General features: G+C 73.0%; 27 protein-coding genes. 15 read left to right on the top strand and 12 right to left on the bottom strand.

All coding sequences use genetic code 11. The features are described from left to right. Positions 1 to 105: 105 nt before the first annotated feature. From ACZ7LK_RS28700 to ACZ7LK_RS28690, 3 genes are read left to right on the top strand one after another with little or no spacing between them, the layout of a single operon-like run. The gene (locus tag ACZ7LK_RS28700; RefSeq protein ID WP_392276986.1) at positions 106 to 966 is read left to right on the top strand and encodes an AraC family transcriptional regulator; all 861 of its coding nucleotides are present in this window, start codon (positions 106 to 108) and stop codon (positions 964 to 966) included. Positions 967 to 976: 10 nt separating this feature from the next. Further along, positions 977 to 1,741 (top strand): AzlC family ABC transporter permease, encoded by a 765-nt coding sequence (locus ACZ7LK_RS28695; RefSeq protein ID WP_469464669.1) that lies wholly within the window; start codon positions 977 to 979, stop codon positions 1,739 to 1,741. After that, on the top strand, positions 1,738 to 2,046 hold the full coding sequence (locus ACZ7LK_RS28690; protein WP_392276984.1) for an AzlD domain-containing protein: 309 nt from the start codon (positions 1,738 to 1,740) through the stop codon (positions 2,044 to 2,046). Before ACZ7LK_RS28695 ends, ACZ7LK_RS28690 begins: the two co-directional genes overlap by 4 nt. Positions 2,047 to 2,104: 58 nt before the next feature. Here ACZ7LK_RS28690 and ACZ7LK_RS28685 read toward each other — a convergent pair whose 3' ends face one another. Further along, positions 2,105 to 3,013 (bottom strand): hypothetical protein, encoded by a 909-nt coding sequence (locus ACZ7LK_RS28685; RefSeq protein WP_469464668.1) that lies wholly within the window; start codon positions 3,011 to 3,013, stop codon positions 2,105 to 2,107. 79 nt (positions 3,014 to 3,092) lie between these two features. On the opposite strand from ACZ7LK_RS28685, the gene ACZ7LK_RS28680 reads away from it, so the two are divergent. The 4 genes from ACZ7LK_RS28680 (at position 3,093) to recX (ending at position 6,665) form a co-directional block, all read left to right on the top strand. After that, the gene (locus ACZ7LK_RS28680; protein ID WP_392276982.1) at positions 3,093 to 3,287 is read left to right on the top strand and encodes a DUF3046 domain-containing protein; all 195 of its coding nucleotides are present in this window, start codon (positions 3,093 to 3,095) and stop codon (positions 3,285 to 3,287) included. Between the two features lie 195 nt (positions 3,288 to 3,482). Continuing rightward, the gene (locus ACZ7LK_RS28675; RefSeq protein WP_392277007.1) at positions 3,483 to 4,637 is read left to right on the top strand and encodes an AI-2E family transporter; all 1,155 of its coding nucleotides are present in this window, start codon (positions 3,483 to 3,485) and stop codon (positions 4,635 to 4,637) included. A 329-nt stretch (positions 4,638 to 4,966) separates the two neighbouring features. Next, positions 4,967 to 6,094, top strand: coding sequence for a recombinase RecA (gene recA / locus ACZ7LK_RS28670; protein WP_392276981.1), 1,128 nt, complete (start codon positions 4,967 to 4,969; stop codon positions 6,092 to 6,094). A gap of 4 nt (positions 6,095 to 6,098) precedes the next feature. After that, positions 6,099 to 6,665: a recombination regulator RecX gene (gene recX / locus ACZ7LK_RS28665; RefSeq protein WP_392276980.1), complete on the top strand. Its 567-nt coding sequence runs from the start codon at positions 6,099 to 6,101 to the stop codon at positions 6,663 to 6,665. A gap of 223 nt (positions 6,666 to 6,888) precedes the next feature. Here the strand turns inward: recX and ACZ7LK_RS28660 are convergent, their stop codons facing one another. The 8 genes from ACZ7LK_RS28660 to ACZ7LK_RS28625 form a co-directional block, all read right to left on the bottom strand. Beyond that, positions 6,889 to 7,269 carry a rhodanese-like domain-containing protein gene (locus tag ACZ7LK_RS28660; RefSeq protein ID WP_392276979.1) on the bottom strand — a complete coding sequence of 127 codons (381 nt, stop codon included), beginning with the start codon at positions 7,267 to 7,269 and terminating at the stop codon, positions 6,889 to 6,891. Next, positions 7,266 to 7,802 carry a cupin domain-containing protein gene (locus ACZ7LK_RS28655; RefSeq protein ID WP_392276978.1) on the bottom strand — a complete coding sequence of 179 codons (537 nt, stop codon included), beginning with the start codon at positions 7,800 to 7,802 and terminating at the stop codon, positions 7,266 to 7,268. Before ACZ7LK_RS28655 ends, ACZ7LK_RS28660 begins: the two co-directional genes overlap by 4 nt. Positions 7,803 to 7,933: 131 nt before the next feature. Next, entirely contained in the window at positions 7,934 to 8,020 is an 87-nt protein-coding gene (locus ACZ7LK_RS28650) for a putative leader peptide (protein ID WP_344429281.1), read from the bottom strand. Positions 8,021 to 8,101: 81 nt separating this feature from the next. Further along, positions 8,102 to 9,700: an FAD-dependent monooxygenase gene (locus tag ACZ7LK_RS28645; protein ID WP_469464666.1), complete on the bottom strand. Its 1,599-nt coding sequence runs from the start codon at positions 9,698 to 9,700 to the stop codon at positions 8,102 to 8,104. Between the two features lie 195 nt (positions 9,701 to 9,895). Further along, the gene (locus ACZ7LK_RS28640) at positions 9,896 to 10,843 is read right to left on the bottom strand and encodes an amino acid ABC transporter permease (RefSeq protein ID WP_471144078.1); all 948 of its coding nucleotides are present in this window, start codon (positions 10,841 to 10,843) and stop codon (positions 9,896 to 9,898) included. After that, a complete protein-coding gene (locus tag ACZ7LK_RS28635; protein WP_392276975.1) occupies positions 10,840 to 11,487 on the bottom strand; it encodes an amino acid ABC transporter permease in 648 nt (215 codons plus the stop codon). Before ACZ7LK_RS28635 ends, ACZ7LK_RS28640 begins: the two co-directional genes overlap by 4 nt. Before the next feature lie 316 nt (positions 11,488 to 11,803). Next, positions 11,804 to 12,727, bottom strand: coding sequence for a glutamate ABC transporter substrate-binding protein (locus ACZ7LK_RS28630; protein WP_392276974.1), 924 nt, complete (start codon positions 12,725 to 12,727; stop codon positions 11,804 to 11,806). Positions 12,728 to 12,790: 63 nt separating this feature from the next. After that, complete coding sequence (locus tag ACZ7LK_RS28625; RefSeq protein ID WP_392276973.1) at positions 12,791 to 13,576, bottom strand: amino acid ABC transporter ATP-binding protein; 786 nt, start codon at positions 13,574 to 13,576, stop codon at positions 12,791 to 12,793. A 274-nt stretch (positions 13,577 to 13,850) separates the two neighbouring features. Between ACZ7LK_RS28625 and ACZ7LK_RS28620 the strand changes: the two genes are divergently transcribed. Together ACZ7LK_RS28620 and ACZ7LK_RS28615 are read left to right on the top strand one after the other, a co-directional pair. Further along, positions 13,851 to 14,582, top strand: coding sequence for a response regulator transcription factor (locus ACZ7LK_RS28620; protein ID WP_392276972.1), 732 nt, complete (start codon positions 13,851 to 13,853; stop codon positions 14,580 to 14,582). A 15-nt stretch (positions 14,583 to 14,597) separates the two neighbouring features. Continuing rightward, positions 14,598 to 16,001 (top strand): HAMP domain-containing sensor histidine kinase, encoded by a 1,404-nt coding sequence (locus ACZ7LK_RS28615; RefSeq protein ID WP_392276971.1) that lies wholly within the window; start codon positions 14,598 to 14,600, stop codon positions 15,999 to 16,001. Between the two features lie 41 nt (positions 16,002 to 16,042). Here the strand turns inward: ACZ7LK_RS28615 and ACZ7LK_RS28610 are convergent, their stop codons facing one another. Then, entirely contained in the window at positions 16,043 to 17,041 is a 999-nt protein-coding gene (locus ACZ7LK_RS28610; protein WP_392277006.1) for a TAXI family TRAP transporter solute-binding subunit, read from the bottom strand. Between the two features lie 137 nt (positions 17,042 to 17,178). Here ACZ7LK_RS28610 and ACZ7LK_RS28605 point away from each other — a divergent pair, with 137 nt between their 5' ends. From ACZ7LK_RS28605 to ACZ7LK_RS28585, 5 genes are all read left to right on the top strand, one after another. Next, positions 17,179 to 17,568, top strand: coding sequence for an ArsR/SmtB family transcription factor (locus tag ACZ7LK_RS28605; protein WP_392276970.1), 390 nt, complete (start codon positions 17,179 to 17,181; stop codon positions 17,566 to 17,568). Further along, positions 17,565 to 17,798 (top strand): hypothetical protein, encoded by a 234-nt coding sequence (locus ACZ7LK_RS28600; RefSeq protein WP_392276969.1) that lies wholly within the window; start codon positions 17,565 to 17,567, stop codon positions 17,796 to 17,798. Before ACZ7LK_RS28605 ends, ACZ7LK_RS28600 begins: the two co-directional genes overlap by 4 nt. A 337-nt stretch (positions 17,799 to 18,135) precedes the next feature. Then, positions 18,136 to 19,569, top strand: coding sequence for a cytochrome P450 (locus ACZ7LK_RS28595; RefSeq protein ID WP_471144074.1), 1,434 nt, complete (start codon positions 18,136 to 18,138; stop codon positions 19,567 to 19,569). 142 nt (positions 19,570 to 19,711) lie between these two features. Continuing rightward, a complete protein-coding gene (gene miaB, locus ACZ7LK_RS28590) occupies positions 19,712 to 21,202 on the top strand; it encodes a tRNA (N6-isopentenyl adenosine(37)-C2)-methylthiotransferase MiaB (RefSeq protein WP_392277005.1) in 1,491 nt (496 codons plus the stop codon). A gap of 98 nt (positions 21,203 to 21,300) precedes the next feature. Continuing rightward, entirely contained in the window at positions 21,301 to 22,047 is a 747-nt protein-coding gene (locus ACZ7LK_RS28585; RefSeq protein WP_471144072.1) for a class III extradiol dioxygenase subunit B-like domain-containing protein, read from the top strand. A gap of 209 nt (positions 22,048 to 22,256) precedes the next feature. On the opposite strand, the gene ACZ7LK_RS28580 is transcribed toward ACZ7LK_RS28585, so the two are convergent. Continuing rightward, the gene (locus tag ACZ7LK_RS28580) at positions 22,257 to 22,514 is read right to left on the bottom strand and encodes an antitoxin (RefSeq protein WP_392276966.1); all 258 of its coding nucleotides are present in this window, start codon (positions 22,512 to 22,514) and stop codon (positions 22,257 to 22,259) included. Between the two features lie 38 nt (positions 22,515 to 22,552). After that, positions 22,553 to 22,738 (bottom strand): gliding motility protein, encoded by a 186-nt coding sequence (locus ACZ7LK_RS28575; RefSeq protein ID WP_392276965.1) that lies wholly within the window; start codon positions 22,736 to 22,738, stop codon positions 22,553 to 22,555. A 257-nt stretch (positions 22,739 to 22,995) separates the two neighbouring features. On the opposite strand from ACZ7LK_RS28575, the gene miaA reads away from it, so the two are divergent. Next, positions 22,996 to 23,934, top strand: a complete 939-nt coding sequence (miaA, locus tag ACZ7LK_RS28570; protein ID WP_392276964.1) for a tRNA (adenosine(37)-N6)-dimethylallyltransferase MiaA — start codon at positions 22,996 to 22,998, stop codon at positions 23,932 to 23,934. Positions 23,935 to 24,030: the final 96 nt, after the last annotated feature.

The raw sequence follows: 24,030 nt of genomic DNA, 5'->3' as shown, positions 1-24,030 counted from the left end.
CCTCTGACAATCCGGCGCGACGGCGCAGCGCGCACCCCCCGGCCTCGACCGTCCGCGACGTGGACCCGCAGGTCAGCGGTGCACGGGCGGACGCAGAATGGAGGAATGGCGAACGAACGGGAAGGCGAATGGGCCAGGCACTGGCAGTACCCGGGCGTGCCCGGTCTCGACCTGCTCCGCGCCCGGTACGTGCGCCACTCCTTCGCCCGGCACAGCCACGAGGGCTTCGTCCTCGGCGCGGTACGGCGCGGCGTCGAGGACGTGGTCATGCCCGAGGGAACCATCCGCGCCCGCCCGGGCACCGTCGTCATGATCAACCCGGAGGTGCCGCACTCGGCGCACGCCGGGGTTCCCGAAGGCTGGTCCTACGCGACCCTCTACCCCTCGTCGGCACTCGTCGCCTCGATAGCGGAGGAGGAGACGACGCTGCGGGGCACCGCCGCCTTCGCCGAGACCATCGTCGAGGACGAGGACACCGCCCGGCTCATCCGCGCCGTGCACCGGGCGGCGGAGGAGGGCAACGCGCTGGCCGCCGACAGCGTCCTGCGGATCGCCGTCGCCCGGCTGCTGCGCCGCCACGGCCGGGCGCTGCCCCGGCGGGCACCGCTGGCCACCGGCGCCCGCGCGGCCGTCGCCGCCAGGGACCTCCTCCAGCAGCGCATGGCCGAGCCGCCCTCACTGGAGGAGCTGGCACGCGAGCTGGGCACCAGCCCCTTCGCGCTGCTGCGCGCGTTCAAGGCCGCCCACGGGATGCCCCCGCACACCTGGCTGACCAACGCGCGCGTGCGTACCGCCCGCCGCCTGCTGGAGGCCGGCACCCCACCGGCGGCCGTCGCGGTCGCGGTCGGCTTCACCGACCAGCCCCACCTGAACCGGCACTTCACCCGGATCGTCGGCGTGCCCCCGGGCGCCTACCAGCGCGAGCGCGCAAGAACGTACAAGACCGGCGAGCCGCCCGGTCCGTAACGTCGCCGGCGTGGCAGACCAGACAGCACCCGCACCCGCATCCGCACCGCCCGCTCCGCCCACCGGCCCGGGGGCCGCCGCCCGGCCCGACCGCGCGGTCGTCCGCGACGCCCTGGGCGTCGGGGTGGCCGTCGGGCTCTCCGGCTTTGCCTTCGGCGTCACCTCGGCCGGGGCGGGACTCGGCCTGCTCCAGACCTGCGCGCTCAGCCTGCTGGTCTTCACCGGCGCCTCCCAGTTCGCCCTCGTCGGCGCGCTCGCGGCGGGCGGCAACCCGTTCACCGCGGCGGCGGGCGCCTTCTTCCTCGGCACCCGCAACGCCTTCTACGGGCTGCGGCTGTCGCAGCTTCTCGCCCTGCCCCGCCCCGTACGGCCGCTGGCGGCCCACTGGGTCATCGACGAGACGGCCGCCGTGTCGCTCGCCCAGCCGGACCGCAGGGCCGCCCGGATCGGCTTCACCGTCACCGGGCTCACCCTGTACGTGCTGTGGAACCTGACCACGCTCCTGGGGGCGCTGGGCGCCGAGGCCATCGGCGACACCGACGCCTGGGGACTGGACGCCGCCGGGCCGGCCGTCTTCCTCGCCCTCCTGGCACCGATGCTGCGGACGACCACCGAACGTGCGGTCGCCGGCCTCGCCGTCGTCCTCGGGCTCGGCTTCCTGCCGGTACTGCCCGCCGGGGTGCCGGTACTGATCGCCGCGCTCGCCGCGCCCGCCGTGCTGTGGCTCCAGGGACGCCGGACCGCCGGCGCGCACGAGAAGGAGACGGACCGTTGACCATCTGGATCGCCATCGGCCTGACCGCCGCCGGCTGCTACCTCGTCAAGCTCATCGGCCTCCTGGTGCCCGCCGGGGCACTGGAGCGGCCGCTCGTCCAGCGGCTGTCGGCGCTGCTGCCCGTCGCCCTGCTCGCGGCGCTGACCGCGCAGCAGACGTTCAGCTCCGGCAGCGCCCTCGTCCTGGACGCCCGGGGCGCCGGTCTCGCCGCGGCGGCGGTCGCGCTGGTGCTGCGCGCCCCGTTCCTGGTCGTGGTCGCCGCGGCCGTCGTCGTGACGGCGGGCGTCCGGGCCATCGGCGGCTGAGCGCGGACGCCCGGCGCGGGAAGCGGGGCCGCCGCCCCGGGACCCGGGCGGGCGGGGCTCAGCCGTCGATCGGGCGGCCGTGCGCCCGCAGGGTGCGCAGCGCCTCGATCGTCACGATCGGACGCCACTCCAGGGCCGTGCCCGGCGCCCACAGGCGCCACCCGATGGGCCAGCCCCCGTCGTCCTCCTGGCAGGCCGCCAAGTGGTCCAGGGAACGGGCCAGCTCCTCGTCGGTGAACCAGCCCCGGGCGAGGGAATCGGGCACGCGCGCGTAGTCGTGCGGGAAGTGGTGCTCGCCCGGGGCGTACCCGGGCGCCACCGGGTACGCGTCGATCCGCTCCGGGTCCAGGACCGCGAGGCCCTGGTCCCGCACCAGGCGGCCGAGCCGGTCGGCGGCGGCCTTGGCCCGGGTGCGGTCCGGAACGCCGTCCAGGAACGCGACGGCGGCCTGGATCTCGTACGGGTGCGACTTCTCCAGCGCGTCGACGGCGGCCCAGCAGAAGTCCGTGGCGCGGAACAGCCACGCGTGCCACACCTGATTGCGGTGCAGCAGCCCGACCACGGGGCCGGTGGCGAGCAGGTCGCTGGGGGGATCGTCCACGACCGGGAGGAACGGGGCCACCGGGTAGCCCCGGACGGAGGGGTGCAGGGCCGGCAGGGCCCCGTCATGGGTGGACACCCCGGTCAGGTAGCGGCAGACGCGCTCCACCCGCAGCCCTCCGCAGCGGCCGATGGAGTCCAGCACCCGCAGCGCGTGCGCGGTGTGCAACGGCTGGCTGACGGGGCCGCGCAGGTCCGGCTCCAGTGCGTGCCCGTACCCCCCGTCTTCATTGAGGTGGGCGTTGAGGGCGGTCTCCACGGGGTCGGCGGCACCGCCCAGGAAGTGGTAAGCGAACCGCCGCTGTTCGAGCACACGGGCCGTCAGCCAGATGAAGTGCCCGGCACGGGAGAGGGGAGTTCCAGCCATGTTCCGACCGTAGGGCGGAAAGGGCTTTCGGCAAGGGGCGCGGGCCGGGCTGCACTCTCAGGAGCTGGATACTCGAGGCATGCGGTTGACGATTTTCTGGGAGCGGATGGCGGACCACTTCGGTGAGGGGTACGCCGAGTCCTTCGCGCGGGACCATGTCATGTCCGAGCTGGGCGGGCGGACGGTGTACCAGGCGCTGGAGGCGGGCTGGGAGGCGAAGGACGTCTGGCGCGCGGTCTGCGCCGCCGTGGACGTCCCGCCGGACAAGCGGTGACGCCGGGCTGGTAGGCCGGTCGCCGTGGCGGTGCGCGAGACTTGCCCCGTGGCCCCGACTGACGAGAACGAGACGACGACCACCGAGCCGGTGACGCGAGGACCCGCGTCACCGGCCACGAACGCGGCCGCCGTGCCGCCCAGCAGGACCGCGGAGCCCGGGGCGGCCCCCACCGGAGGGACGCCCCCCGCGCGCATGCCCCGGTGGCTGCCCAGGGCCATGGTCCTGGCCCTCGCCCTGTACGCCTGCTTCCAGCTGGGCAGCTGGGCGTTCCACCAGCTCATCGGCCTGCTCGTCAACATCCTGATCGCGTTCTTCCTGGCCCTGGCCATGGAGCCGGCCGTGGGCCGGATGGCCGCCCGGGGGATGCGGCGGGGCCTCGCCACCTTCCTGGTCTTCTTCGCCGTGCTGGCGGCGGGCATCGGGTTCGTCGTGCTGCTCGGCTCCATGCTCGCCGGACAGATCATCGAGATGGTCGAGGACTTCCCCCGGTACCTCGACTCGCTCATCAACTGGAGCAACCACACCTTCCATACCGAGCTGTCCAGGGTCGAGGTCCAGGACAGCCTGCTGCGCTCCGACTGGCTGCGGAAGTACGTGCAGAACAGCGCGAGCGGAGTCCTGGACATCTCCGCGACCGTGCTCGGCGGGCTGTTCAGACTGCTGACGATCTTCCTGTTCTCCTTCTACTTCGCGGCCGACGGCCCGCGGCTGCGCCGCGCCCTGTGCTCGGTCCTGCCGCCCGCCAAGCAGGCCGAGGTGCTGCGCGCCTGGGAGATCGCGGTCGACAAGACCGGCGGCTACCTGTACTCGCGCGGGCTCATGGCGCTGGTCTCCGGCGTCGCCCACTACGTCCTGCTGGAGTTCCTGGCGGTGCCGTACGCGCCCGCGCTCGCCGTGTGGGTGGGGCTGGTCTCCCAGTTCCTCCCCACCATCGGCACCTACCTGGCCGGTGCGCTGCCGATGCTGATCGCCTTCACCGAGAACCCCTGGTACGCCCTGTGGGTGCTGGCCTTCGTCGTGGTGTACCAGCAGTTCGAGAACTATGTGCTCCAGCCCAAGCTGACCGCCAGGACCGTCGACATCCACCCGGCGGTCGCCTTCGGCTCGGTCATCGCTGGCACCGCGCTGCTCGGCGCGGTCGGCGCGCTCATCGCCATCCCGGCGGTCGCCACCCTCCAGGCGTTCCTCGGCGCGTACGTGAAGCGGTACGACGTGACCGAGGACCCGCGGATGCACGGCCACCGGCGGCAGGGCGAGGCCGTCCTCGCCCGGGTGCAGCGGGCGCTGCGCGCCAAGCGGGAGAAGGAGCAGGCCGCCTCCCCGGCCACGCCCGCCGACGGCTCCTGAGGCGCGCCGGGCCCGCGTACGAACGGGCCGCCGACCGGCAGCCGGCCCGGCGAACCCGGGCCGCCGGGCCCGCGTGGAACCGGCCCGGCGGGGTACCGGACGGGCGCCGCACGGCGGCGCCGGAACACGAGCCGCGGACCGGTGTGGCTCGCTTGACAGCAAAATCGAACATCCATTCTTATGGGGGTTCCGGCCCGCGGCGACGGGGGCGGCGAGGCGGTGGCCGCCGAGTTATCCACAGGTCGGAGGGACGTCGGGGCCCATTGTCAGTGGCAGGGGTTAGCGTCTTTGACGTGAAGCGATCGACTCAAGCAAATCGGGTGGAACCCATGGCAGGAACCGACCGCGAGAAGGCGCTCGACGCCGCGCTCGCACAGATTGAACGGCAATTCGGCAAGGGCGCAGTGATGCGCATGGGCGAGCGGTCCAGGGAGCCCATCGAGGTCATCCCGACCGGCTCGACCGCGCTCGACGTCGCGCTCGGCGTCGGTGGCCTGCCGCGTGGTCGTGTGGTGGAGATCTACGGGCCGGAGTCCTCCGGCAAGACGACCCTGACCCTGCACGCCGTGGCCAACGCGCAGAAGGCCGGCGGCCAGGTCGCGTTCATCGACGCGGAGCACGCCCTCGACCCGGAGTACGCGCAGAAGCTCGGCGTCGACATCGACAACCTGATCCTGTCCCAGCCCGACAACGGCGAGCAGGCCCTGGAGATCGTGGACATGCTGGTCCGCTCCGGCGCGCTCGACCTGATCGTCATCGACTCCGTGGCCGCGCTCGTCCCGCGTGCGGAGATCGAGGGCGAGATGGGCGACTCCCACGTGGGTCTCCAGGCGCGTCTGATGAGCCAGGCCCTCCGGAAGATCACCAGCGCGCTCAACCAGTCCAAGACCACCGCGATCTTCATCAACCAGCTCCGCGAGAAGATCGGCGTGATGTTCGGCTCCCCCGAGACCACGACCGGTGGCCGGGCGCTGAAGTTCTACGCCTCGGTGCGCATCGACATCCGCCGTATCGAGACGCTCAAGGACGGTACGGACGCGGTCGGCAACCGCACCCGCTGCAAGGTCGTCAAGAACAAGGTCGCGCCGCCGTTCAAGCAGGCCGAGTTCGACATCCTCTACGGCCAGGGCATCAGCCGCGAGGGCGGTCTGATCGACATGGGCGTCGAGCACGGCTTCGTGCGCAAGGCGGGCGCCTGGTACACGTACGAGGGCGACCAGCTGGGCCAGGGCAAGGAGAATGCCCGCAACTTCCTCAAGGACAACCCGGATCTCGCCAACGAGATCGAGAGGAAGATCAAGGAGAAGCTGGGCGTGGGCGTCCGGCCCGAGGCCCCGGCGGCCGAGCCCGCTGCGGACGCGGCGGCCACCCCGGCCGGCGACGAACCGGCCAAGTCGGTCCCGGCTCCGGCGGCCAAGGCCACCAAGGCGACCAAGACCGCGGCCGCCAAGGCCTGACCCCGTGGTCAGGCGCACCGAATGGCCGGGCGACAGCGCCGACTCGTCGAGGGCCGAGAAGGAGCTGTCGCCCCAGGATCCGGCTGAGCGGGCGCGGGCGATCTGCCTGCGCCTGCTCACCGGGACCCCACGCACCCGCAAGCAGCTGGCGGACGCGTTGCGCAAACGTGAGGTCCCGGACGAGGTGGCCGACGAGGTCCTGTCCCGCTTCGAGGACGTCGGCCTGATCGACGACGCGGCCTTCGCGGGCGCGTGGGTGGAGTCCCGGCACCATGGCCGGGGCCTGGCCCGCCGCGCCCTCGCGAGGGAGCTGCGCACCAAGGGGGTGGACGCCGAGCTGATCGACGAAGCGGTGGGGCGGCTGGACTCCGAACAGGAGGAGGAGACGGCCCGCGAGCTGGTGGCGCGCAAGCTCCGGTCGACGCGCGGCCTCGACCGCGACCGCCGCCTCCGGCGCCTCGCGGGCATGCTCGCCCGCAAGGGCTATCCGGAAGGCATGGCCTTGCGGGTCGTACGGCAGGCGCTGGAGGACGAGGGGGAGGACACCGACGACCTGCACGAAGGCTTCTGAGGCTTCGGAGGCGCGGCGGGCCGCCGGAAGCCGCCCCCGCACCGGCACGGAGGGGTCCGGCTTACGGCCCCCCCGGGGGGCGGGCCGGGGCCGGCCCCACCCGCGAGCCCCCGGAGCCCGCGCCCGCCGTCCCGAACGGGACGACAGGCGCGACACGGCCGGCGCGGCACCGTACGACGGCCCGGGGCGGCGTTCCGCTCCCGGCGGGGGAGACAGGCCCGGATCAGACGGTGGTGACCGGCAGTCCCTCGGCCTTCCAGGCCTGGAAGCCCCCGACCAGGTCGGTCGCCCGGTGCAGCCCGAGCTGGTGCAGGGACGCGGCCGCGAGCGAGGACGCGTACCCCTCGTCGCACACCACCACGACCCGCAGCTCATGGCTCACCGCCTCCGGGGCGCGGTGGCTGCCCAGCGGGTCGAGGCGCCACTCCAGTTCGTTCCGCTCGACGACCAGCGCCCCCGGGATCAGCCCGTCCCGCTCGCGCAGCGCCGCGTACCGGATGTCCACCAGCAGCGCGTCCCCCGACTCGGCCGCCGCGAACGCCTCCCGGGCGGTCACCCGGTCGAGACCCGCCCGGACCCGCTCCAGCAATTCGTCGATGGTCACTGCCAGTCCTCCGGACGCTCGACCTGCTCCAGCCGCAACACCGGGCCGGTCCGGCTGAAGCGCCGGATCAGCGGCAGCGGCGGATAGTACGCGTGCACCGACACGGCGTGCTCGACCGCCGAGCCGTTCAGCACCTCGTGCACATGGTGCCGTCCGAACGCCCGCCCCTCGCCCGCGGCCAGCAGACGCTCGCGGTCGACGTCCTCGTGCAGTTCGAGCGACCGCCAGCCGCCCGACGGGAGCCGCACGGCGAGGGAGTTCTCCCTGAGCGTGCCGCGCGCGGTGGCGAAGGCGCCGAGCGACTCGGCGTGGTCGTGCCAGCCGGTGCCGGTACCGGGCGGCCAGCCGATGAGCCAGGCCTCACTGCCGCCCGGGCCGTCCAGCCGCACCCAGGTGCGGCCCTCCGGGTCGAGCGGAAGGGAGGCGATCAGTTCGGTGTCGGCCGCAGTGCGGCGGACGAAGGCGAGGAGCTGGGCAGCGGTCGGGGCCGCCGCCCCGGCCTCGGGTACGGAGGCGGAGACAGACTGGGACATGGGGAGAACCGTCCTGGGGTCCTGGACTCGACGTCGCGAAGGAGGCGCGCGCGGCACGGGCGCGGGGCCCGGACACCGATCCCGGACACCGGGAACGACGCCGGCGCGCGCCGGGGAAAGGGGGCGAGAGCTCAGCAGGACGGACGACACACGCAGCCCGCGTAGCGGACCAGGTCCATATGGACCCTCCGCCACAGGCGCACATCGGTGCCGTTCATGATCGGGAGTACAGCACGGACCCGCGCCCGCGTCAATCGCCTCGGGCCGGGCCCGCTCGGGGCCCGCCTCGGGCGGGCGGGTCAGATGACGTCGGCGGTCCGGTCGCTGTGCTCGTGCGACGGGGCACCGCCCCGAACGGCGTCGGCCGCCGCGAGCAGGTCCTCCGGTCGCACCCCGTTGAAGGCCGCGGCCAGATGCCCGTCGGGCCGCACCAGCAGGACGGTGTGCGCGGCCGCTCCCGGGTACGCCTCGGTGACCAGCACCTCGCCGTCGACCGGCAGCGCGGTCACCGCCTCCACCAGCCGGGGCATCACGCCCGCGGACATCCAGTGCCGCCGGTCCCACACCCCCGTACCCGGCGCGACCAGCACCGCCAGGAGCCTGCCCCGGCCCAGCCGGTCCCGCAGCCGCACCGTCGTGCCGTCCTCCGGCGCCGTGACCCGCACGTCCTCCACCGGCGCGCCCAGCGGCGTACCGACGCTCGTGTGCGCCTCGGCGTGCGGAGGTGCGAGGGGGGAGTGCGGGTACGCGGGCGGCGCGCCCAGCGGGCCGCGCCCCACGTGCCCGTCCATCAGCAGCGCGTCGTGCCCGCCGCCCCGCAGGTAGGTCCGCAGCCCACCCGCGCCGCGCAGCACCGGCAGCGACTGGTCGGCCGCGCGCAGCCGGGCCGCGACCGCCGTGCGCCGCTCGGCCTGGTAGCTGTCCAGCAGCACCTCCGAGGCGCCGTGGTGCCAGGCCAGCGCGAGCTTCCACGCCAGGTTCTCGACGTCCCGCAGCCCCTCGTCCAGCCCCTGCGTCCCGAGCGCGCCCAGCAGGTGGGCCGCGTCCCCGGCGAGGAAGGCCCGCTCCACGCGCCACCGCTTGGCGAGCCGGTGGTGCAGCGTGTAGACGCCCGTGTCGACCAGGTCGTACGCCGGGGTCGCCTCGCACCAGCCGGCCAGCGTCTCCCGGATCCGCGCCACCAGTGCGTCCGGCGTCACCAGGTCGCCGCGCGGCGGCAACAGCCAGTCCAGCCGCCAGCCTCCGTCCGGCAGCGGCCGGGCCGTGATCTCCTCGCCCACGCCGCGCCACGGCGGCTGACGGTGCAGCAGGGCCTCGTCGGGCCAGGGAAGTTCGACGTGCAGGGTGGCGACGGCGTGCCGTTCGACGGCCGTACGCCCGGGGAAGCGGACGCCCAGGAGCTTGCGCACCGTCGAGCGGGCCCCGTCGCAGCCGACCAGGTGGCTGCCGCGCCAGGAGCGCGCCCCGGGCCCGCGGGTGTGCGCGGTGACTCCGTGTGCGTCCTGCTCGATGCCGTCCACCCGGCTGTGCGTGACCACCCGCACCAGTTCGGGGTCCGGGAGCGCGGCGATGGCCTCCCGCAGCCCGCGCGACAGGGCGTGCTGCGGGATGTGCAGCGGGGACGGGGCCTGGAGCCCGAACGTGAAGTGCCGCATCTGCTGCCGGCGGCGCATCGACCGCCAGCCGGTCCAGCGCGCCCCCTCGTCCCGTACGGTGGCGCAGCCGAGGCGCTCGACGAACGCCGCGGTGTCCGGGCGCAGTACGGCGGTGCGCGCGGCGCGCGGCTCGTCCTTCCCGGCGCCCTCGTCCAGGACGACGGAGGGCACGCCCTGCGCGGCGAGGGCGAGGGAGAGCGCCAGCCCGACCGGGCCGGCGCCGACCACGATCACCGGGTCCACGGCGTGACTCCAGGGACCCGCGCGGTCATGCGGTGAGCAGGGGAAACACGGGGAAGTGCGGCTGGAGTCCGACGCGACGCGATCACAGAACGTATGCAACCTACTGCGGGTGCTTGCGTCAAGTGACGGGGGCAGTGGCGCGACCGCCACTGCCCCCGCACAACCCGTAAGACACCCGGATGATGTCACATACCGTCAGTTACCGGCGCCGCCGTCGCCACCACCGGCTCCGCCCGCGGTGCCGTCGGTGCCGCCGAGCAGGATCGCGGTGGCGGCGGCGTTGCCGGCGTCGCCGCCGAGGACGGCCGTGCCGCCGGCGCCCGCCGCCGGGCCGATGCCGGTCTTGGCGCGCCGGCCGCGCTTCTCGATCCAGGTGGCGAGGCCGGACAGCGCCAGGCACATCGCGACGTAGATGGCGCCGACCACCACGATCGTCGACACGTACGGGTACATGCCGTTGACCTGCGTGTTGGAGGCGATCAGCCGGGCGGTCTGGAGCAGCTCGGGGTACAGGATGATGAAGCCGAGCGAGGTGTCCTTGAGGGTCACCACGAGCTGGCTGATGATCGTCGGCAGCATCGCCCGCACGGCCTGCGGGATCAGCACCGACGTCATGACCTGCGTCTTGCTCATGCCGAGCGCGTACGCGGCCTCCCGCTGGCCCTTCGGCACGGAGTTCACGCCCGCGCGCAGCACCTCGGCCTGGACGCAGCCGTTGTAGATCGACAGGCCGACCGCCAGCGCCCACATCGAGTAGTCGGTCAGGAAGCCGACCCACACGGCGTAGATGGTGATGAGCAGCGGGATGGAGCGGAACAGCTCGATGAATCCCGTCGCCAGCCACCGGACCGGCTTGTGGTCGGAGAGCCGGGCGACGGCCAGGAGCACACCGAGCGCCAGGGAGCCGACGGCCGCGATCCCGAACGCCTTGAGGGTGGCGAGGACGGCGTCGGCGATGTTCTGCCGGATGCCCGCGTAGTTGAAGATGTCCCACATCTCGGGGGCGAGGTGCCCCTTGTCGCTCAGCCGGACGATCGTGACGGCGAGCAGCCCCAGGATGGCGAGCGTGCCGACGACGGCGTAGATGCGGTTGCGGACGACGGCCTTGGGGCCGGGGGCGTCGAAGAGAACGCTGGCGCTCATCGGGCGACCTCCAGGCGGCGCTCAAGGATGCGGAAGACGCCGCTGATGGAGAACGTGACCACCAGGTAGGCGAGGGACACCCAGACGAAGATCGGGATGATGTCGTAGCCCTCCTCGCTCATCAGCTTCTGCCAGCCGAAGAGTTCGGTGACGCTGAAGGCGCCCGCGATGGCCGAGTTCTTGGTGAGCGCGATGAGGATCGAGCTCAGCGGCGGCAGCACCGTACGGGTGGCCTGCGGCAGCACGATCAGCCGCAGCGTCTGCGAGAAGGTCATGCCGAGGGAGCGGGCGGCCTCGGCCTGGCCCAGCGGCACCGTGTTGATGCCGGAGCGGACCGCCTCGCAGATGAAGGAGGAGGTGTAGAAGCCGAGGGCGATCGAGCCGAGCACGAAGGCGCTCATGCCCGGGAAGAGGATCTCCGGCACCACGAACGTCGTCACCAGGAACAGCAGCGTCAGCGGCGTGTTGCGCAGCAGGGTGACCCACGCGGTGCCGAACCAGCGCAGCGGCGGCACGGGTGACACCCGGAAGCCGGCGATGGCGACGCCGAGGACCAGCGCGATGGCGGTGCTGACGGCGGTGATCGACACGGTTCCTATGAAGCCGTCGCGGAACTCTGAGAAGTGGTCGAGCAGTACGTTCATGGGGTCTCCGCGTCGGCGGTCAGCGGCTGGCGGTCGAAGTGCGTGCGGTCGGGATGCGGGTGGTCGAGGTGCGTGCGGCCGGGGTGCGGGGCGTTCGGGGCGCACTGCGGTCGGGTACGGGCGGGGCGAGCCACCCGGACCGGCCCGCGGCCCCGGCGCCGTACCCGGCCCCGGGGGCCGGGTACGTGGTGGTACGGCCCGGGTACGACGGGACGGAGCGCCCCGTACCGGCCGGGTACGGGGCGCTTCGCCGTGGTGCGTGAAGCGGCGGTGCGTCAAGCGCGGTGGAGCGGGGAGGCGCGGTGGCCCGGCCGGGTCAGTAGCGCACGAGCGCCGGCGGAGCGGTGTAGGCGGAGCCGGACAGGCCCAGGGTGGCCTCGTAGATCTTCTTGTACGTGCCGTCCTTGATCCGCTTGTCCAGCGCGTTGTTGACCGCGTCGCGGAGGGCCTTGTCCTCCTTGTTCATGCCGATGCCGTACGGCTCCTGCGTGAACGGCTTGCCCACGACCTTCAGCTTGGTCGGGTTCTGCGCGGCGTAACCCTTGAGGATCGCGTCGTCCGTCGTCACCGCGTCGACCTGCTTGGTGAGCAGCTGCTGGACGCAGTCCGAGTACTTGCCGAGCTCGGTGGTCTGGGCGCCGTACTTCGGCTGCTTGATCTCCTGGAGCGGCGTGGAGCCCTTGATGGAGCAGACCTTCTTGCCCTTGACGGCCTCCGGGCCGGTGATCGAGGACTCGTCCTTGCGGACCAGCAGGTCGGCGCCGGCCTTGTAGTACGGACCCGCGAAGCCGACCTGCGCCTTGCGCTTGTCGTTGATCGTGTACGTACCGACGTAGTAGTCGACCTGGCCCTTGGAGATGGCGGTCTCACGGGTGCTGGAGTCCACCGTCTTCCACTCGATCTGGGACTCGGTGAAGCCCAGCTCGGCGGCGATCATCTTGGCGATCTCGACGTCGAAGCCGGAGCGCTTCTTGGTCGCCTGGTCCTCGAAGCCGAGGTACGGCTGGTCGGCCTTGGAGCCGATGATCAGCTTGCCGCGCTCCTTGGCCTTCTTGAAGGTCGCCGAGTCCTTCAGGTCGACGTCCGTCGCGACGACGTACTTCGGCAGCGCCGGAGCGTTCGAGGAGCCGGGCTGGACGCCGGCCGGCTTGTCGCCCGCCGACCCCTCCTTGCCACCACAGGCGGTCGCGGACAGCGCGAGCACAGCAACGGCCAGCGCGGCCGTCTTGCGGAGCTTCATGGTGAACATCCCTTATGTCGTGGTTCGTTGGTCGTCGTCACCGCTGGCGTCAAGCGGGATCCCTCAGTGGTGAAGGATCTTCGACAGGAAGTCCTTGGCCCGGTCGCTGCGCGGGTTGCTGAAGAACTGGTCCGGCGTCGCCTCTTCGACGATCCGGCCGTCCGCCATGAAGACGACGCGGTTGGCGGCGGACCGGGCGAAGCCCATCTCGTGGGTGACGACGATCATCGTCATCCCGTCCCGCGCCAGCTGCTGCATGACCTCGAGGACCTCGTTGATCATCTCGGGGTCGAGCGCCGAGGTGGGCTCGTCGAAGAGCATCACCTTCGGGTCCATCGCCAGGGCTCGGGCGATCGCGACGCGCTGCTGCTGTCCACCGGACAGCTGCGCCGGGTACTTGTCGGCCTGGGAGCCGACGCCCACCCGGTCGAGCAGCGTCCGGGCCTTCTGCTCCGCGGCCTTCTTGTCCGCCTTGCGGACCTTGACCTGGCCCAGCATGACGTTCTCCAGCACCGTCTTGTGCGCGAAGAGGTTGAACGACTGGAAGACCATGCCGACGTCGGCGCGCAGCCGGGCGAGCTCCTTGCCCTCCTGGGGCAGCGGCTTGCCGTCGATGGTGATGCTGCCCGAGTCGATCGTCTCCAGGCGGTTGATGGTGCGGCACAGCGTGGACTTGCCGGACCCGGACGGTCCGATGACGACCACGACCTCGCCACGGGCGATGGTCAGGTCGATGTCCTGGAGCACATGCAGCGCGCCGAAGTGCTTGTTGACGTTGCTCAGCACGACCAGGTCGCCCGCCGTCGGTACGGCGTCCTCCGCGCCCTTGGTCACTGACACTCCGCTCATCGGCTTCTTGCTCCGTCCTCCTCGGTTGAGGAGGACACTAAGCACGTGGTGCGACCAGCGTCATTACATCTGAGCGGAAATTGAGGATAACGATCCGGCTTCAACCGGACACTATGCGTGAACGGGACGGCCCTGCTACGGCCTTGTGGAGAACGGGTGCATAACGGAACCCCCGTCGCCGCCGGAACCCTCTTGACTGTCGGGGCACGCATCAGCGTTCATGCCGAAGTGGCCATAGGGTCACTCAAGCGATCGCACCTTTCGGAGGGGGGCCATGAGACTGCTGCTCGTCGAGGACGACGACCACGTCGCCGCGGCCCTGTCCGCGATCCTCAAGAAGCACGGGTTCGACGTCACCCACGCCCGCAACGGCGAGGAGGCCCTCCAGGCCGTGCTGCCCGCCGCGAACGCCGGACGGCCCCCCTTCGGGGTGGTCCTCCTGGACCTCGGCCTGCCCGACCAGGACGGCTACCAGGTCTGCGGCAAGATCCGGAAGCTCACCACCACCCCAGTGATCATGGTGACCGCGCGGGCCGACGTCCGCTCCCGGATCCACGGGCTCAACCTCGGGGCCGACGACTACGTCACCAAGCCGTACGACACCGGTGAGCTGCTCGCCCGCATCCACGCCGTCAGCCGGCGCTCCGGCGCCACCGACCCCGACGACACCGGCGGTGGCACCGGAGGGACGGGCGGTACGGACGAGGCGGGACCCCTGCGCCTCGGCCCCGTGACCATCGAGCTGCCCACCCGCAGGGTCAGCGTGGCGGGCGCGGAGGTCCAGCTCACCCGCAAGGAGTTCGACCTGCTGGCCCTGCTGGCGCAGCGGCCCGGCGTCGTGTTCCGGAGGGAGCAGATCATCAGCGAGGTATGGCGCACGAGCTGGGAGGGCACCGGCCGCACCCTGGAGGTGCACGTGGCCTCCCTGCGCGCCAAGCTCCGCATGCCCGCCCTCATCGAGACCGTGCGCGGCGTCGGCTACCGCCTGGTCGCGCCCGCCGCGTAACGCCCTGAAGCCCCCGTGCGCACCCGGCTGCTCCCCCTCCTCCTCGTCCTCATGGCGGGCGTGCTGCTCGCGCTCGGCTTCCCGCTCGCGGCCAGCCTCGCCGCCGCCCAGCAGCAGACCGTCGTCGTCGACCGGATCGACGACACCGCGCGGTTCGCGGCGCTCGCCCAGTTCGTCACCGAGCGCGGGCGCGGCATCGACGAGCGCCAGTCCACCCTGAACGGCGAACTCGTCCGCTACCACGAGGTGTACGGGATCGAGGTGGGCGTCTTCTACCGCGACACCACCGCCATGGCCCGCGCCCCCAAGTACTGGGACGTCCCCGAGCGCGGCGAACCCCGCCGTGCCTTCCGCGAGGCCCTGCTGGGGCGCCGCAGTCACGACCCGCCGCAGGTCTGGCCCTGGCAGCCGAACGCCCGGCTCGCGGTCGCCTCACCGGTCGTACGGGACGGGGACGTCGTCGCCGTCGTGCTCACCGACTCGCCCACCGGCCAGCTCCGTTCGCGCATCCTGAACGGCTGGCTGCTGATCGCGGCCGGCGAGGTGGCCGCCATGCTGCTGGCGGTCGGCGCGGCGTTCCGGCTCACCGGGTGGGTCCTCAAGCCCGTCAAGGTCCTGGACGCCGCCACCCACGACATCGCCACCGGCCGGCTGAACTCACGGGTCGCCGCGGCCGGCGGACCGCCGGAACTGCGCCGCCTCGCACGGTCGTTCAATGAGATGGCCGACAACGTCGAGGAGGTCCTGGAACAGCAGCGGGCCTTCGTCGCCGACGCCTCGCACCAGCTGCGCAACCCGCTCGCCGCGCTGCTGCTGCGGATCGAGCTGCTCGCGCTGGAGCTGCCCCCCGGCAACGACGAGATCGCCTCCGTACGCACCGAGGGCAAGCGCCTCGCCCAGGTCCTCGACGACCTGCTCGACCTCGCCCTCGCCGAGCACGCCCCGGCCGACCTGCGGCTCACCGACATCGGGGAGCTGGCCGCCGAGCGCGTGGCCGCCTGGCGGCCGCTCGCCGACGAGAAGCGCGTCCGCCTGACCGGCTGCGGATCGGCCGTCACCGCCTGGGCCGACCCCGTGGCGCTGTCCAGCGCGCTCGACGCCGTGATCGACAACGCGCTGAAGTTCACGCCCGCCGGGGAGGAGGTCGCCGTGACCGTCACCGCCGACGGGGACACCTCCACGATCGTGGTCACGGACGGCGGCCCCGGGCTCACCGACGACGAGCTGGCCCGTATCGGCGACCGCTTCTGGCGCAGCGGCCGCCACCAGAACGTCAAGGGGTCCGGCCTCGGGCTGTCCATCTCCCGCGCGCTGCTGGCCGCGGGCGGCGGCTCGATCACGTACTCCCACCACGAGCCGCACGGCCTGCGCGTCACCGTCACCGTCCCGCGCACCGCCCCGGACGACGCCTCGGGCTGACGCCGCGGGCACCGCGAGCCGGGCGACTTCGCGGACGCGACCTACGGCTTGACCGAGCGGTAGTAGCGCCGGGCGCCCTCGTGCAGGGGCAGCGGGTCGGTGTACACCGCCGTCCGCAGGTCCACGAGCTGGGCCGGGTGCACCTCACGGCCGATCCGGTCACGGCTCTGGATCACCGTGCGCGTGAACGCCTCGGCCAGCGCCGGGTCCGTACGGTCGGTGGTGACGAGCAGGTTGGCCACGGCCACCGTCTCCACCGGCCGGCCCTCCTGGGCGAGGGCGTAGGCGTCGGCGGGCACCACCGCCGAGCGGTAGTAACGGCCGCTGCCGCCGCCCTCGTGCACCCGGTTCACCAGGTCGCCCTCCAGCGGGACGAGCCGGATCGGGAAGCGCTCGGAGAGCTTCTGCACCGCGCTGGTGGGCAGGCCGCCCGACCAGAAGAAGGCGTCCAGCCGGTCCTGCTCCAGCAGCGTCGGCATCGTGTCGATCCCGGCCGAGACCGGCTCGATGTCCGTCGCCGGGTCGATCTTGGCCGCCTGGAGCAGCCGGTCCGCGATCAGCCGTACGCCCGACCCGTCCTGCCCGACGCCGACCCGCAGGCCCCGCAGGTCCCGGGTGGAACGCACCTTCGAACCCTTGGGGACGATGAGCTGGACGTAGTCGTCGTACAGCCGGGCACAGCCGCGCAGGTCGTACGCGCCCGGCCTGCTGTCCCGGATGTACGTCGCGACCGCGTCCGCCGTGGCGACGGTGAAGTCCGCCTCCCCGGACGCCAGCCGGGCCAGGTTCTGCCGGGAGCCCTCACTGTTCCGGAGCGTTATCGCGACGTCCGGCACGGTGCGCCCGAGCGCCTCCTCCAGCAGCTCGCCGTACCGCTGGTACACCCCGGTCGGTACGCCCGTGCTGAAGGTGACCTTGCCGCGCGGTGACGGCTCCCCGGCGGGAACGAACCACCACAGGAGCACACCCAGCACCACGAGGGCGGCCGCCGACCCCCGGAGGGCACGACGGCGGCTGACGCGGGACAGGGCCTGGAGCATGGCGCGATCCTGCCAGCTCACGCCCGGTGGAGACCAGGCCCGCCCGGCAACGGTTCGGTACCTGTACGTGACGACCGGCGCTCCGTGCCGTCCGTGTAGTCTCCTCCCAAAGTTTCCCGGGATGTCAGAGGTGTGCCATGACCAGCGAGGAGCTTCTGGCTTTTCTCGCCGCCGTGGGTCACGCGCAGCGCCTCCGAGTGATCGCCGAACTCGCCGGTGGCCGGATGTACGTCAGTGAGCTCGCCCGCCGCCTCGGGATGTCCCGTCCCCTGCTCTACATGCACCTGGAACGGCTGGAAAAGGCCGGACTGGTCGTGGGCAACCTGGAGCTGTCCGAGGACGGCAAGGCGCTGAAGTACTTCGAGCTGGGCGCGTTCGACCTCCGTCTGAATGTCGATACGATCCTCGCGGCCGTACGCGCGGACGAGTCCGCGGCGACGGACGCCGGTGCCGCGCCGGAGCGGGGGGACGCGGCGGGCCCGAAGGACCGGAAGGGCCTGGCAGACGTGAAGGGGAAACGCACATGACCGGGGCTGTCATCGCCATCGCCGTCGTTCTGATCGTCGTCGGCGGCATCACGGCCGGGGTGGTCGCCTACTTCAGACTCCAGCGCCACCGCGCCGACGCCCTGGCGATGGTCTCGTACCGCAAGCTCGCCGAGGAGGCGGTCGCCCAGCAGGAGGCGCTGCGGGGACAGCTCGCCGAGCTGGGGGACCGCGTCAAGGCCGTCGAGACGCTGCTCCGCAGCGTCGACTGACCGCCCGGCCCCCCGGCGGGGCCCGCGCTCTCGCCCGCGCGCCCGGGCCGTCGCTTCGCCGCGCACGGCGGCGACCGGGCTCGTGCCGCCGCGCGCTCCGACGCCGTCGCCGGGCAGCGGCGGCCCCGGGCATCCGCGCCCCCGTCGCCGTGGCCGTGGCCGTCGTCGCCGGGTCGCGCCGCGCGCCCCCGCCCCGCGCTCCCGCCCCGCACCGGCCCCGGCGCGCCCCCCGCGTCGCATCACCTCGCGGGCCCTCTCGCGTTAGGCGTGTCGAGCACCGCCGCCGCTCGTACCGCCGCTCGCGCGCCCGCGCGGGTTCGACCGCTGGAGAGCATCCGTGACCACGTGCAGCGTCCCCCTGAATCCCGTCCCCGGACCCCGCGGCCTGCCCGTGCTGGGCAACGTGCCCGAGTTCGGCAAGGATCCCCTGGCGTTCCTGACCCGGCTGCGCGACGAGTTCGGGGACGCCGTGCGCTGGTCGCTGGGGCCCCGGCCCGGCCTGTTCCTGTCCCATCCCGAGCACATCGGCGAGATGCTGGCCGCCCGTGACCACGCGTACGACATCCTCGACATCGGCTGGGCGTTCCAGCAGGTCGTCGGCCGGAGCGTGATCATGAGCCGGGGCGACGACTGGCGCCGCAAGCGCTCGCTGGTCCAGCCGGTCGTCCGGCCCCGTCAGGTCAGGACGTACGCCGCCACCATGGTCGACTGCGCCGGGTCGGCCGCCGACGGGTGGCGGGACGGCGAGCGGATCGACGTACGGCGCGAGATGGCGCTCATCACCCAGCGGATCGTGCTGCGCTGCCTGTTCGGCAACGACCTCGGCGACCGGACGCGGGCGCTGGCCGAGGCGATGCGGGTGGCCGAGGAGGTGATCGGCGGGGAGGTGCGGAGCATGGGCCTCTTCCTGCCCGGCTGGGTCACCACCCCGGCGCGGCGGCGGCTGCGGGCGGCCGTGGCCATGATCGACGCCGAGGTGCACCGGCTCATCCGCGCCCGGCTGCGGGACGCGCCGGAGGCCGGTGGCCCCACCGGCGGGGGGCACGGCGAGGGCCGGGACGACCTGGGCCGGGACGGCGCGGGCGGCGGGGACGGCGCGGGCCGGGACGATCTGCTGAGCCGCCTCCTCGCGGCCCGGGACGAGGAGGGCCGGCCCCTGTCGTCCCGGGAGGTGCGCGACGAGGCGGTCACGCTGTGGGCGGCCGGGCACGAGACGACGTCGACCGCCCTGACCTGGACCTGGTACCTGCTGTCGGGGTCCCCGTCGGCCCGGGAGCGCCTCGACGACGAACTCGACCGTGTCCTGGCCGGACGCCCGCCCACCGTCGAGGACGTCGACCGGCTCACCTGGACGCGGCGGATCGTCAAGGAGTCGCTGCGGCTCTACCCGCCCGCCTGGCTCCTCGCCGGCGTGGCCCGGGACGGCGCCACCCTCGGTGGTACGCCCGTCCCGCCCCGGACCATCGTCTGGTGCAGCCCCTGGACCACCCACCGCGATCCGCGCTGGTTCCCCGGCCCCACCGAGTTCCGCCCCGAACGCTGGGACGACGCCGCCCCGGAGGCCGTACCCGACCACGCCTGGTTCCCGTTCGGCGGAGGGCAGCGCACCTGTCTGGGCGCCCGGTTCGCGCAGGTCGAGGCCGTCCTGGTGCTCGCCGCGCTCGCGCAGCGCTTCCGCCTGGACCTCCCCGGTGAGGAGGTGACGGCCAGGGCCGCCCTGCTGGTCCAGCCGTCGGCGCCCCTGCTCGCGACCCTCCGCGCCCGTTCCTGACCGCACGCGGCAGCGGGGCGGACCGCTCGGGAGGAGCGGCGTCCGTCCCGCTCGACGGCCTGGCTGCCCGGACGCAGGAGGGTGGGCCGACGGGACCCCTTACCCTTGACGGGTGAGCGGTAACGACGTGGCTGGCGGAGTAGTGGACGGTTTGAAGACGTACGAGGTTCGCACCTACGGGTGCCAGATGAACGTTCACGACTCCGAGCGCCTCTCCGGCCTGCTGGAGGACGCCGGTTACGTCCGCGCTCCCGAGGGCTCGGACGGCGACGCCGACGTCGTGGTCTTCAACACCTGCGCGGTCCGCGAGAACGCCGACAACAAGCTCTACGGCAACCTCGGCCGGCTCGCCCCCATGAAGACCAGGCGGCCCGGCATGCAGATCGCCGTGGGCGGCTGCCTCGCCCAGAAGGACCGCGACACCATCGTCGAGCGGGCGCCCTGGGTCGACGTCGTCTTCGGTACGCACAACATCGGCAAGTTGCCGGTGCTCCTGGAGCGCGCCCGCGTCCAGGAGGAGGCCCAGGTCGAGATCGCCGAGTCGCTGGAGGCGTTCCCCTCCACGCTGCCGACCCGGCGCGAGTCCGCCTACGCCGCGTGGGTCTCCATCTCCGTCGGCTGCAACAACACCTGCACCTTCTGCATCGTCCCGGCGCTGCGCGGCAAGGAGAAGGACCGCCGTCCCGGCGACATCCTCGCCGAGATCGAGGCGCTGGTCTCCGAGGGCGTCTCCGAGATCACCCTGCTCGGCCAGAACGTCAACGCGTACGGCTCCGACATCGGCGACCGCGAGGCCTTCAGCAAGCTGCTGCGCGCCTGCGGGAAGATCGAGGGCCTGGAGCGCGTCCGCTTCACCTCCCCGCACCCGCGCGACTTCACCGACGACGTGATCGCCGCGATGGCCGAGACGCCCAACGTGATGCCGCAGCTCCACATGCCGCTCCAGTCCGGCTCGGACACCGTCCTGAAGGCGATGCGCCGCTCGTACCGCCAGGACCGCTTCCTCGGGATCATCGGCAAGGTGCGGGAGGCCATTCCGCACGCCGCCATCTCCACCGACATCATCGTCGGGTTCCCCGGCGAGACGGAGGAGGACTTCGAGCAGACCCTGCACGTGGTGCGCGAGGCGCGGTTCGCGCAGGCCTTCACCTTCCAGTACTCCAAGCGCCCCGGCACCCCGGCGGCCACCATGGACGGGCAGATCCCCAAGGAGGTCGTGCAGGACCGCTACATGCGCCTGGTCGCCCTCCAGGAGGAGATCTCCTGGGAGGAGAACAAGAAGCAGGTCGGCCGCACCCTGGAGGTCATGGTCGCCGAGGGCGAGGGCCGCAAGGACGGCGCCACCCACCGTCTCTCCGGCCGCGCCCCCGACAACCGCCTGGTCCACTTCACCAAGCCGGAGCAGGACGTGCGCCCGGGTGACGTGGTGACCGTCGAGATCACCTACGCCGCCCCGCACCACCTCCTCGCCGAGGGCCCCACCCAGGACGTGCGCCGCACCCGCGCGGGCGACGCCTGGGAGAAGCGCAACGCCGCCGCGGCCGCCAAGCCCGCGGGCGTCATGCTCGGCCTGCCGCAGATCGGTGCCCCGGCCCCCCTGCCGCCGGTCACGGGCGGCTGCGCCGTCGGCTGACCCGAGGCGCGGGCACGGCGGGGCCCGGCGCGGGCGCGTCGCGGTCACGGCCGGGCGCCTCGGGGAGCGCCGCTCGCACGGCTAGTACGCTGCGGATCATGCTTGTCGCCGCCGCCGTGTGCCCCTGCCCGCCGCTCCTCGTCCCCGACGTGGCCGCCGGTGCCGCGCCCGAGCTGGACGGCGCGCGCACGGCTTGCTCCGACGCCCTCGCGGTGCTCGCGGCCTCCCGCCCGGACCGGCTCGTCGTGGTCGGTCCGGGGGCGGCCGAGGGCCTGGAGCGGTACCCGGCCGGGTCGGCGGGGGACTTCCGGGGCTTCGGCGTCGACGTCCGCGTACGGCTCGGGAGCGGGAGCGGGAGCGCGGCGGGGGAGGGGCGAGTGGAGCGGGACGGGGCCGGTGATCGGCTGCTGCCCGTGCCGCTGACCGTGGGCGCCTGGCTGCTGGAGCGCGTTCGCTGGGCCGACGCCCCCGTCGAGGGCCTCGCCGTGGCCGAGCGGCTCGCGCCCGCCCGGTGCGCCGAGGCCGGCCGCGAGCTGGCCGCAGGGGAGGGGCGCCTCGCCCTGCTGGTGCTGGGGGACGGCAGCGCGTGCCGCGATCTCAAGGCGCCGGGGTACCTCGACGAGCGTGCCGCTCCGTTCGACGAGCGGGCCGCCCGGGCGCTGGGCTCGGCGGACACCCGTGCCCTGGCCGAGCTGGACGAGCACCTCGCGTACGAACTGAAGGTGGCCGGTCGCGCTCCCTGGCAGGTCCTCGCGGGCGCCGCCGAGGGAGCCGGTCTGGAGGGCCGCCTGCTCCACGAGGAGGCGCCCTACGGCGTCGGATACTTCGTCGCGGCCTGGTCCTGACAGCCTGTCCGCCTGACCGCCCGACCGCCCGACCGCCGCACCGCCCTCCAGCCCCGCTCAGCCGCCCTACCGTCGCGCTGCCGCCCAACCGCTCAGCCGCCGCGCCGCCGAGCCGACGTTCCGGCACCCGGCCGCGCACACGACGGACGGCCGCGCAGCACGGCACCGTGCTGCGCGGCCGTCCGTCGCGCCGAGGCGCGTGAACGAGGTCAGGGGGCCGGCGGGGCCGGCGGCGTCGGCTGCGTACCGCCGCCGCCGTCCTTGTGGGCGATCCGGCCCACGGCGTTCCTGGCCTTTCCCGTACCCGACTGGATCTTGTCGCTGTACTTGCCCTTGGTCTTCTGGTCGACCATCCTGGCGGCCTTTTCCAGCCCGTGGTCGATCTTGCTCTCGTGCTGCTGCGCGAGGTCGGAAACCTTCTCCTTGGCAGGACCGAGCTTGGCCTTCAATGAATCCAGGAAGCCCATGGGGCACCTTCCCTCGGAGTAACCGTCGTCAAGCGATGCTACTTACGGGCGCTCTCACCGGCCTCGTTGTCCGCCGCCTCTTCGGCCGACTGCTGCTTGGGGATCTCCACGCCCTCGGCGGCCGCGGCCTCCTCCTGGTGGTCCGCCTCCGCCGTGGCGGGCGCTCCCTCGGCCTGCTCGTCGGGATCCGCCGTCCCGTCCGACGACACCTCGGCCTGCGTCACCGCCGCGGTCTCCTGGGACGAGGCCTCGGCGGTTTCCGTCTCCTTACGCCGACGAAACCGTGCAAAAACGCCCATATCCACTCCATAGCGTACTCGTGCGGGCGAAATTCCGCGCCATCCGGAGCGCCCCATTGCGTCGCCCGGTGGCGCCGGTCCGTAAACCGGCGGTCGGAACCTCGCAACAGGCAACGACCCCGCTCTCGTGCCGTCACGTAACTCGTTCGAGGACCCCTCCCGGGGTTTGCGAGACTGTGACGGTGAGAAGTACAGCTCCCGCCCCGCGGGTCATCGCCGTCGTCGGCCCCACCGCGGCCGGAAAGTCCGATCTGGGCGTCCACCTCGCCCAGCGGCTGGGCGGCGAAGTCGTCAACGCCGACTCCATGCAGCTCTACCGTGGGATGGACATCGGTACCGCCAAGCTGACGCCCGAAGAGCGCGGCGGCGTCCCGCACCACCTCCTCGACGTCTGGGACGTCACCGAGGCGGCCAGCGTCGCCGAGTACCAGCGGCTGGCCCGCGCGGAGATCGACCGGCTGCTCGCCGAGGGCCGCACGCCCGTCCTCGTCGGCGGTTCGGGGCTGTACGTACGCGGCGCCATCGACGCCCTGGAGTTCCCCGGCACCGACCCGGCCGTCCGGGCCCGTCTGGAGGCCGAGCTCGACGAGAGCGGCTCCGGCGTCCTGCACGCCCGGCTCGCCGCCGCCGACCCCGAGGCCGCCCGCGCCATCCTGCCCGGCAACGGCCGGCGGATCGTGCGGGCCCTGGAGGTCATCGAGATCACCGGCCGGCCCTTCACGGCCAACCTGCCCGGCCACGACTCGGTGTACGACACCATCCAGATCGGCGTCGACGTCGCACGCCCCGAACTGGACGAACGGATCACCACGCGCGTGGACCGGATGTGGGAGGCGGGCCTCGTCGAGGAGGTCCGCGTCCTGGAGGCCCGGGGGCTGCGTGAGGGCCGCACCGCGTCCCGCGCGCTCGGCTACCAGCAGGTGCTGGCAGCGCTCGCGGGCGAGTGCAGCGAGGAGGAGGCGCGCGCCGAGACCGTACGCGCCACCAAGCGCTTCGCGCGCCGCCAGGACTCCTGGTTCCGCCGCGACCCGCGCGTCCACTGGCTGAGCGGGGCCGCCGACCAGCGCGCGGAACTTCCGCGGCTGGCGCTGGCGTTGGTCGAACGAGCGGTTACAGCCTGATCACGTGATGGCATCGGGACGCCCTGCCCGTCATTCCGGCGGCCGGCGGCGTGCCATCATCGAGCATCGATCGACCAGTGGAACCCGAGTTGGGAG

This window comes from Streptomyces sp. NPDC039423 (genome assembly GCF_055598725.1).
The sequence above is the reverse complement of the archived record's forward strand: the minus strand, read 5'-3'. Positions and strand labels throughout refer to the sequence as shown.

Bases quoted from the DNA above. Each gene is read 5' to 3' on its own strand.
- ACZ7LK_RS28700 (WP_392276986.1), top strand. From the start codon at position 106: ATGGCGAACGAACGGGAAGGCGAATGGGCCAGGCACTGGCAGTACCCG.
- ACZ7LK_RS28685 (WP_469464668.1), bottom strand. From the start codon at position 3,013: ATGGCTGGAACTCCCCTCTCCCGTGCCGGGCACTTCATCTGGCTGACG.
- ACZ7LK_RS28680 (WP_392276982.1), top strand. From the start codon at position 3,093: ATGCGGTTGACGATTTTCTGGGAGCGGATGGCGGACCACTTCGGTGAG.
- ACZ7LK_RS28675 (WP_392277007.1), top strand. From the start codon at position 3,483: ATGCCCCGGTGGCTGCCCAGGGCCATGGTCCTGGCCCTCGCCCTGTAC.
- recA (WP_392276981.1), top strand. From the start codon at position 4,967: ATGGCAGGAACCGACCGCGAGAAGGCGCTCGACGCCGCGCTCGCACAG.
- ACZ7LK_RS28655 (WP_392276978.1), bottom strand. From the start codon at position 7,802: ATGTCCCAGTCTGTCTCCGCCTCCGTACCCGAGGCCGGGGCGGCGGCC.
- ACZ7LK_RS28650 (WP_344429281.1), bottom strand. From the start codon at position 8,020: ATGAACGGCACCGATGTGCGCCTGTGGCGGAGGGTCCATATGGACCTG.
- ACZ7LK_RS28640 (WP_471144078.1), bottom strand. From the start codon at position 10,843: ATGAGCGCCAGCGTTCTCTTCGACGCCCCCGGCCCCAAGGCCGTCGTC.
- ACZ7LK_RS28635 (WP_392276975.1), bottom strand. From the start codon at position 11,487: ATGAACGTACTGCTCGACCACTTCTCAGAGTTCCGCGACGGCTTCATA.
- ACZ7LK_RS28630 (WP_392276974.1), bottom strand. From the start codon at position 12,727: ATGAAGCTCCGCAAGACGGCCGCGCTGGCCGTTGCTGTGCTCGCGCTG.
- ACZ7LK_RS28625 (WP_392276973.1), bottom strand. From the start codon at position 13,576: ATGAGCGGAGTGTCAGTGACCAAGGGCGCGGAGGACGCCGTACCGACG.
- ACZ7LK_RS28620 (WP_392276972.1), top strand. From the start codon at position 13,851: ATGAGACTGCTGCTCGTCGAGGACGACGACCACGTCGCCGCGGCCCTG.
- ACZ7LK_RS28610 (WP_392277006.1), bottom strand. From the start codon at position 17,041: ATGCTCCAGGCCCTGTCCCGCGTCAGCCGCCGTCGTGCCCTCCGGGGG.
- ACZ7LK_RS28605 (WP_392276970.1), top strand. From the start codon at position 17,179: ATGACCAGCGAGGAGCTTCTGGCTTTTCTCGCCGCCGTGGGTCACGCG.
- ACZ7LK_RS28600 (WP_392276969.1), top strand. From the start codon at position 17,565: ATGACCGGGGCTGTCATCGCCATCGCCGTCGTTCTGATCGTCGTCGGC.
- ACZ7LK_RS28585 (WP_471144072.1), top strand. From the start codon at position 21,301: ATGCTTGTCGCCGCCGCCGTGTGCCCCTGCCCGCCGCTCCTCGTCCCC.
- ACZ7LK_RS28580 (WP_392276966.1), bottom strand. From the start codon at position 22,514: ATGGGCTTCCTGGATTCATTGAAGGCCAAGCTCGGTCCTGCCAAGGAG.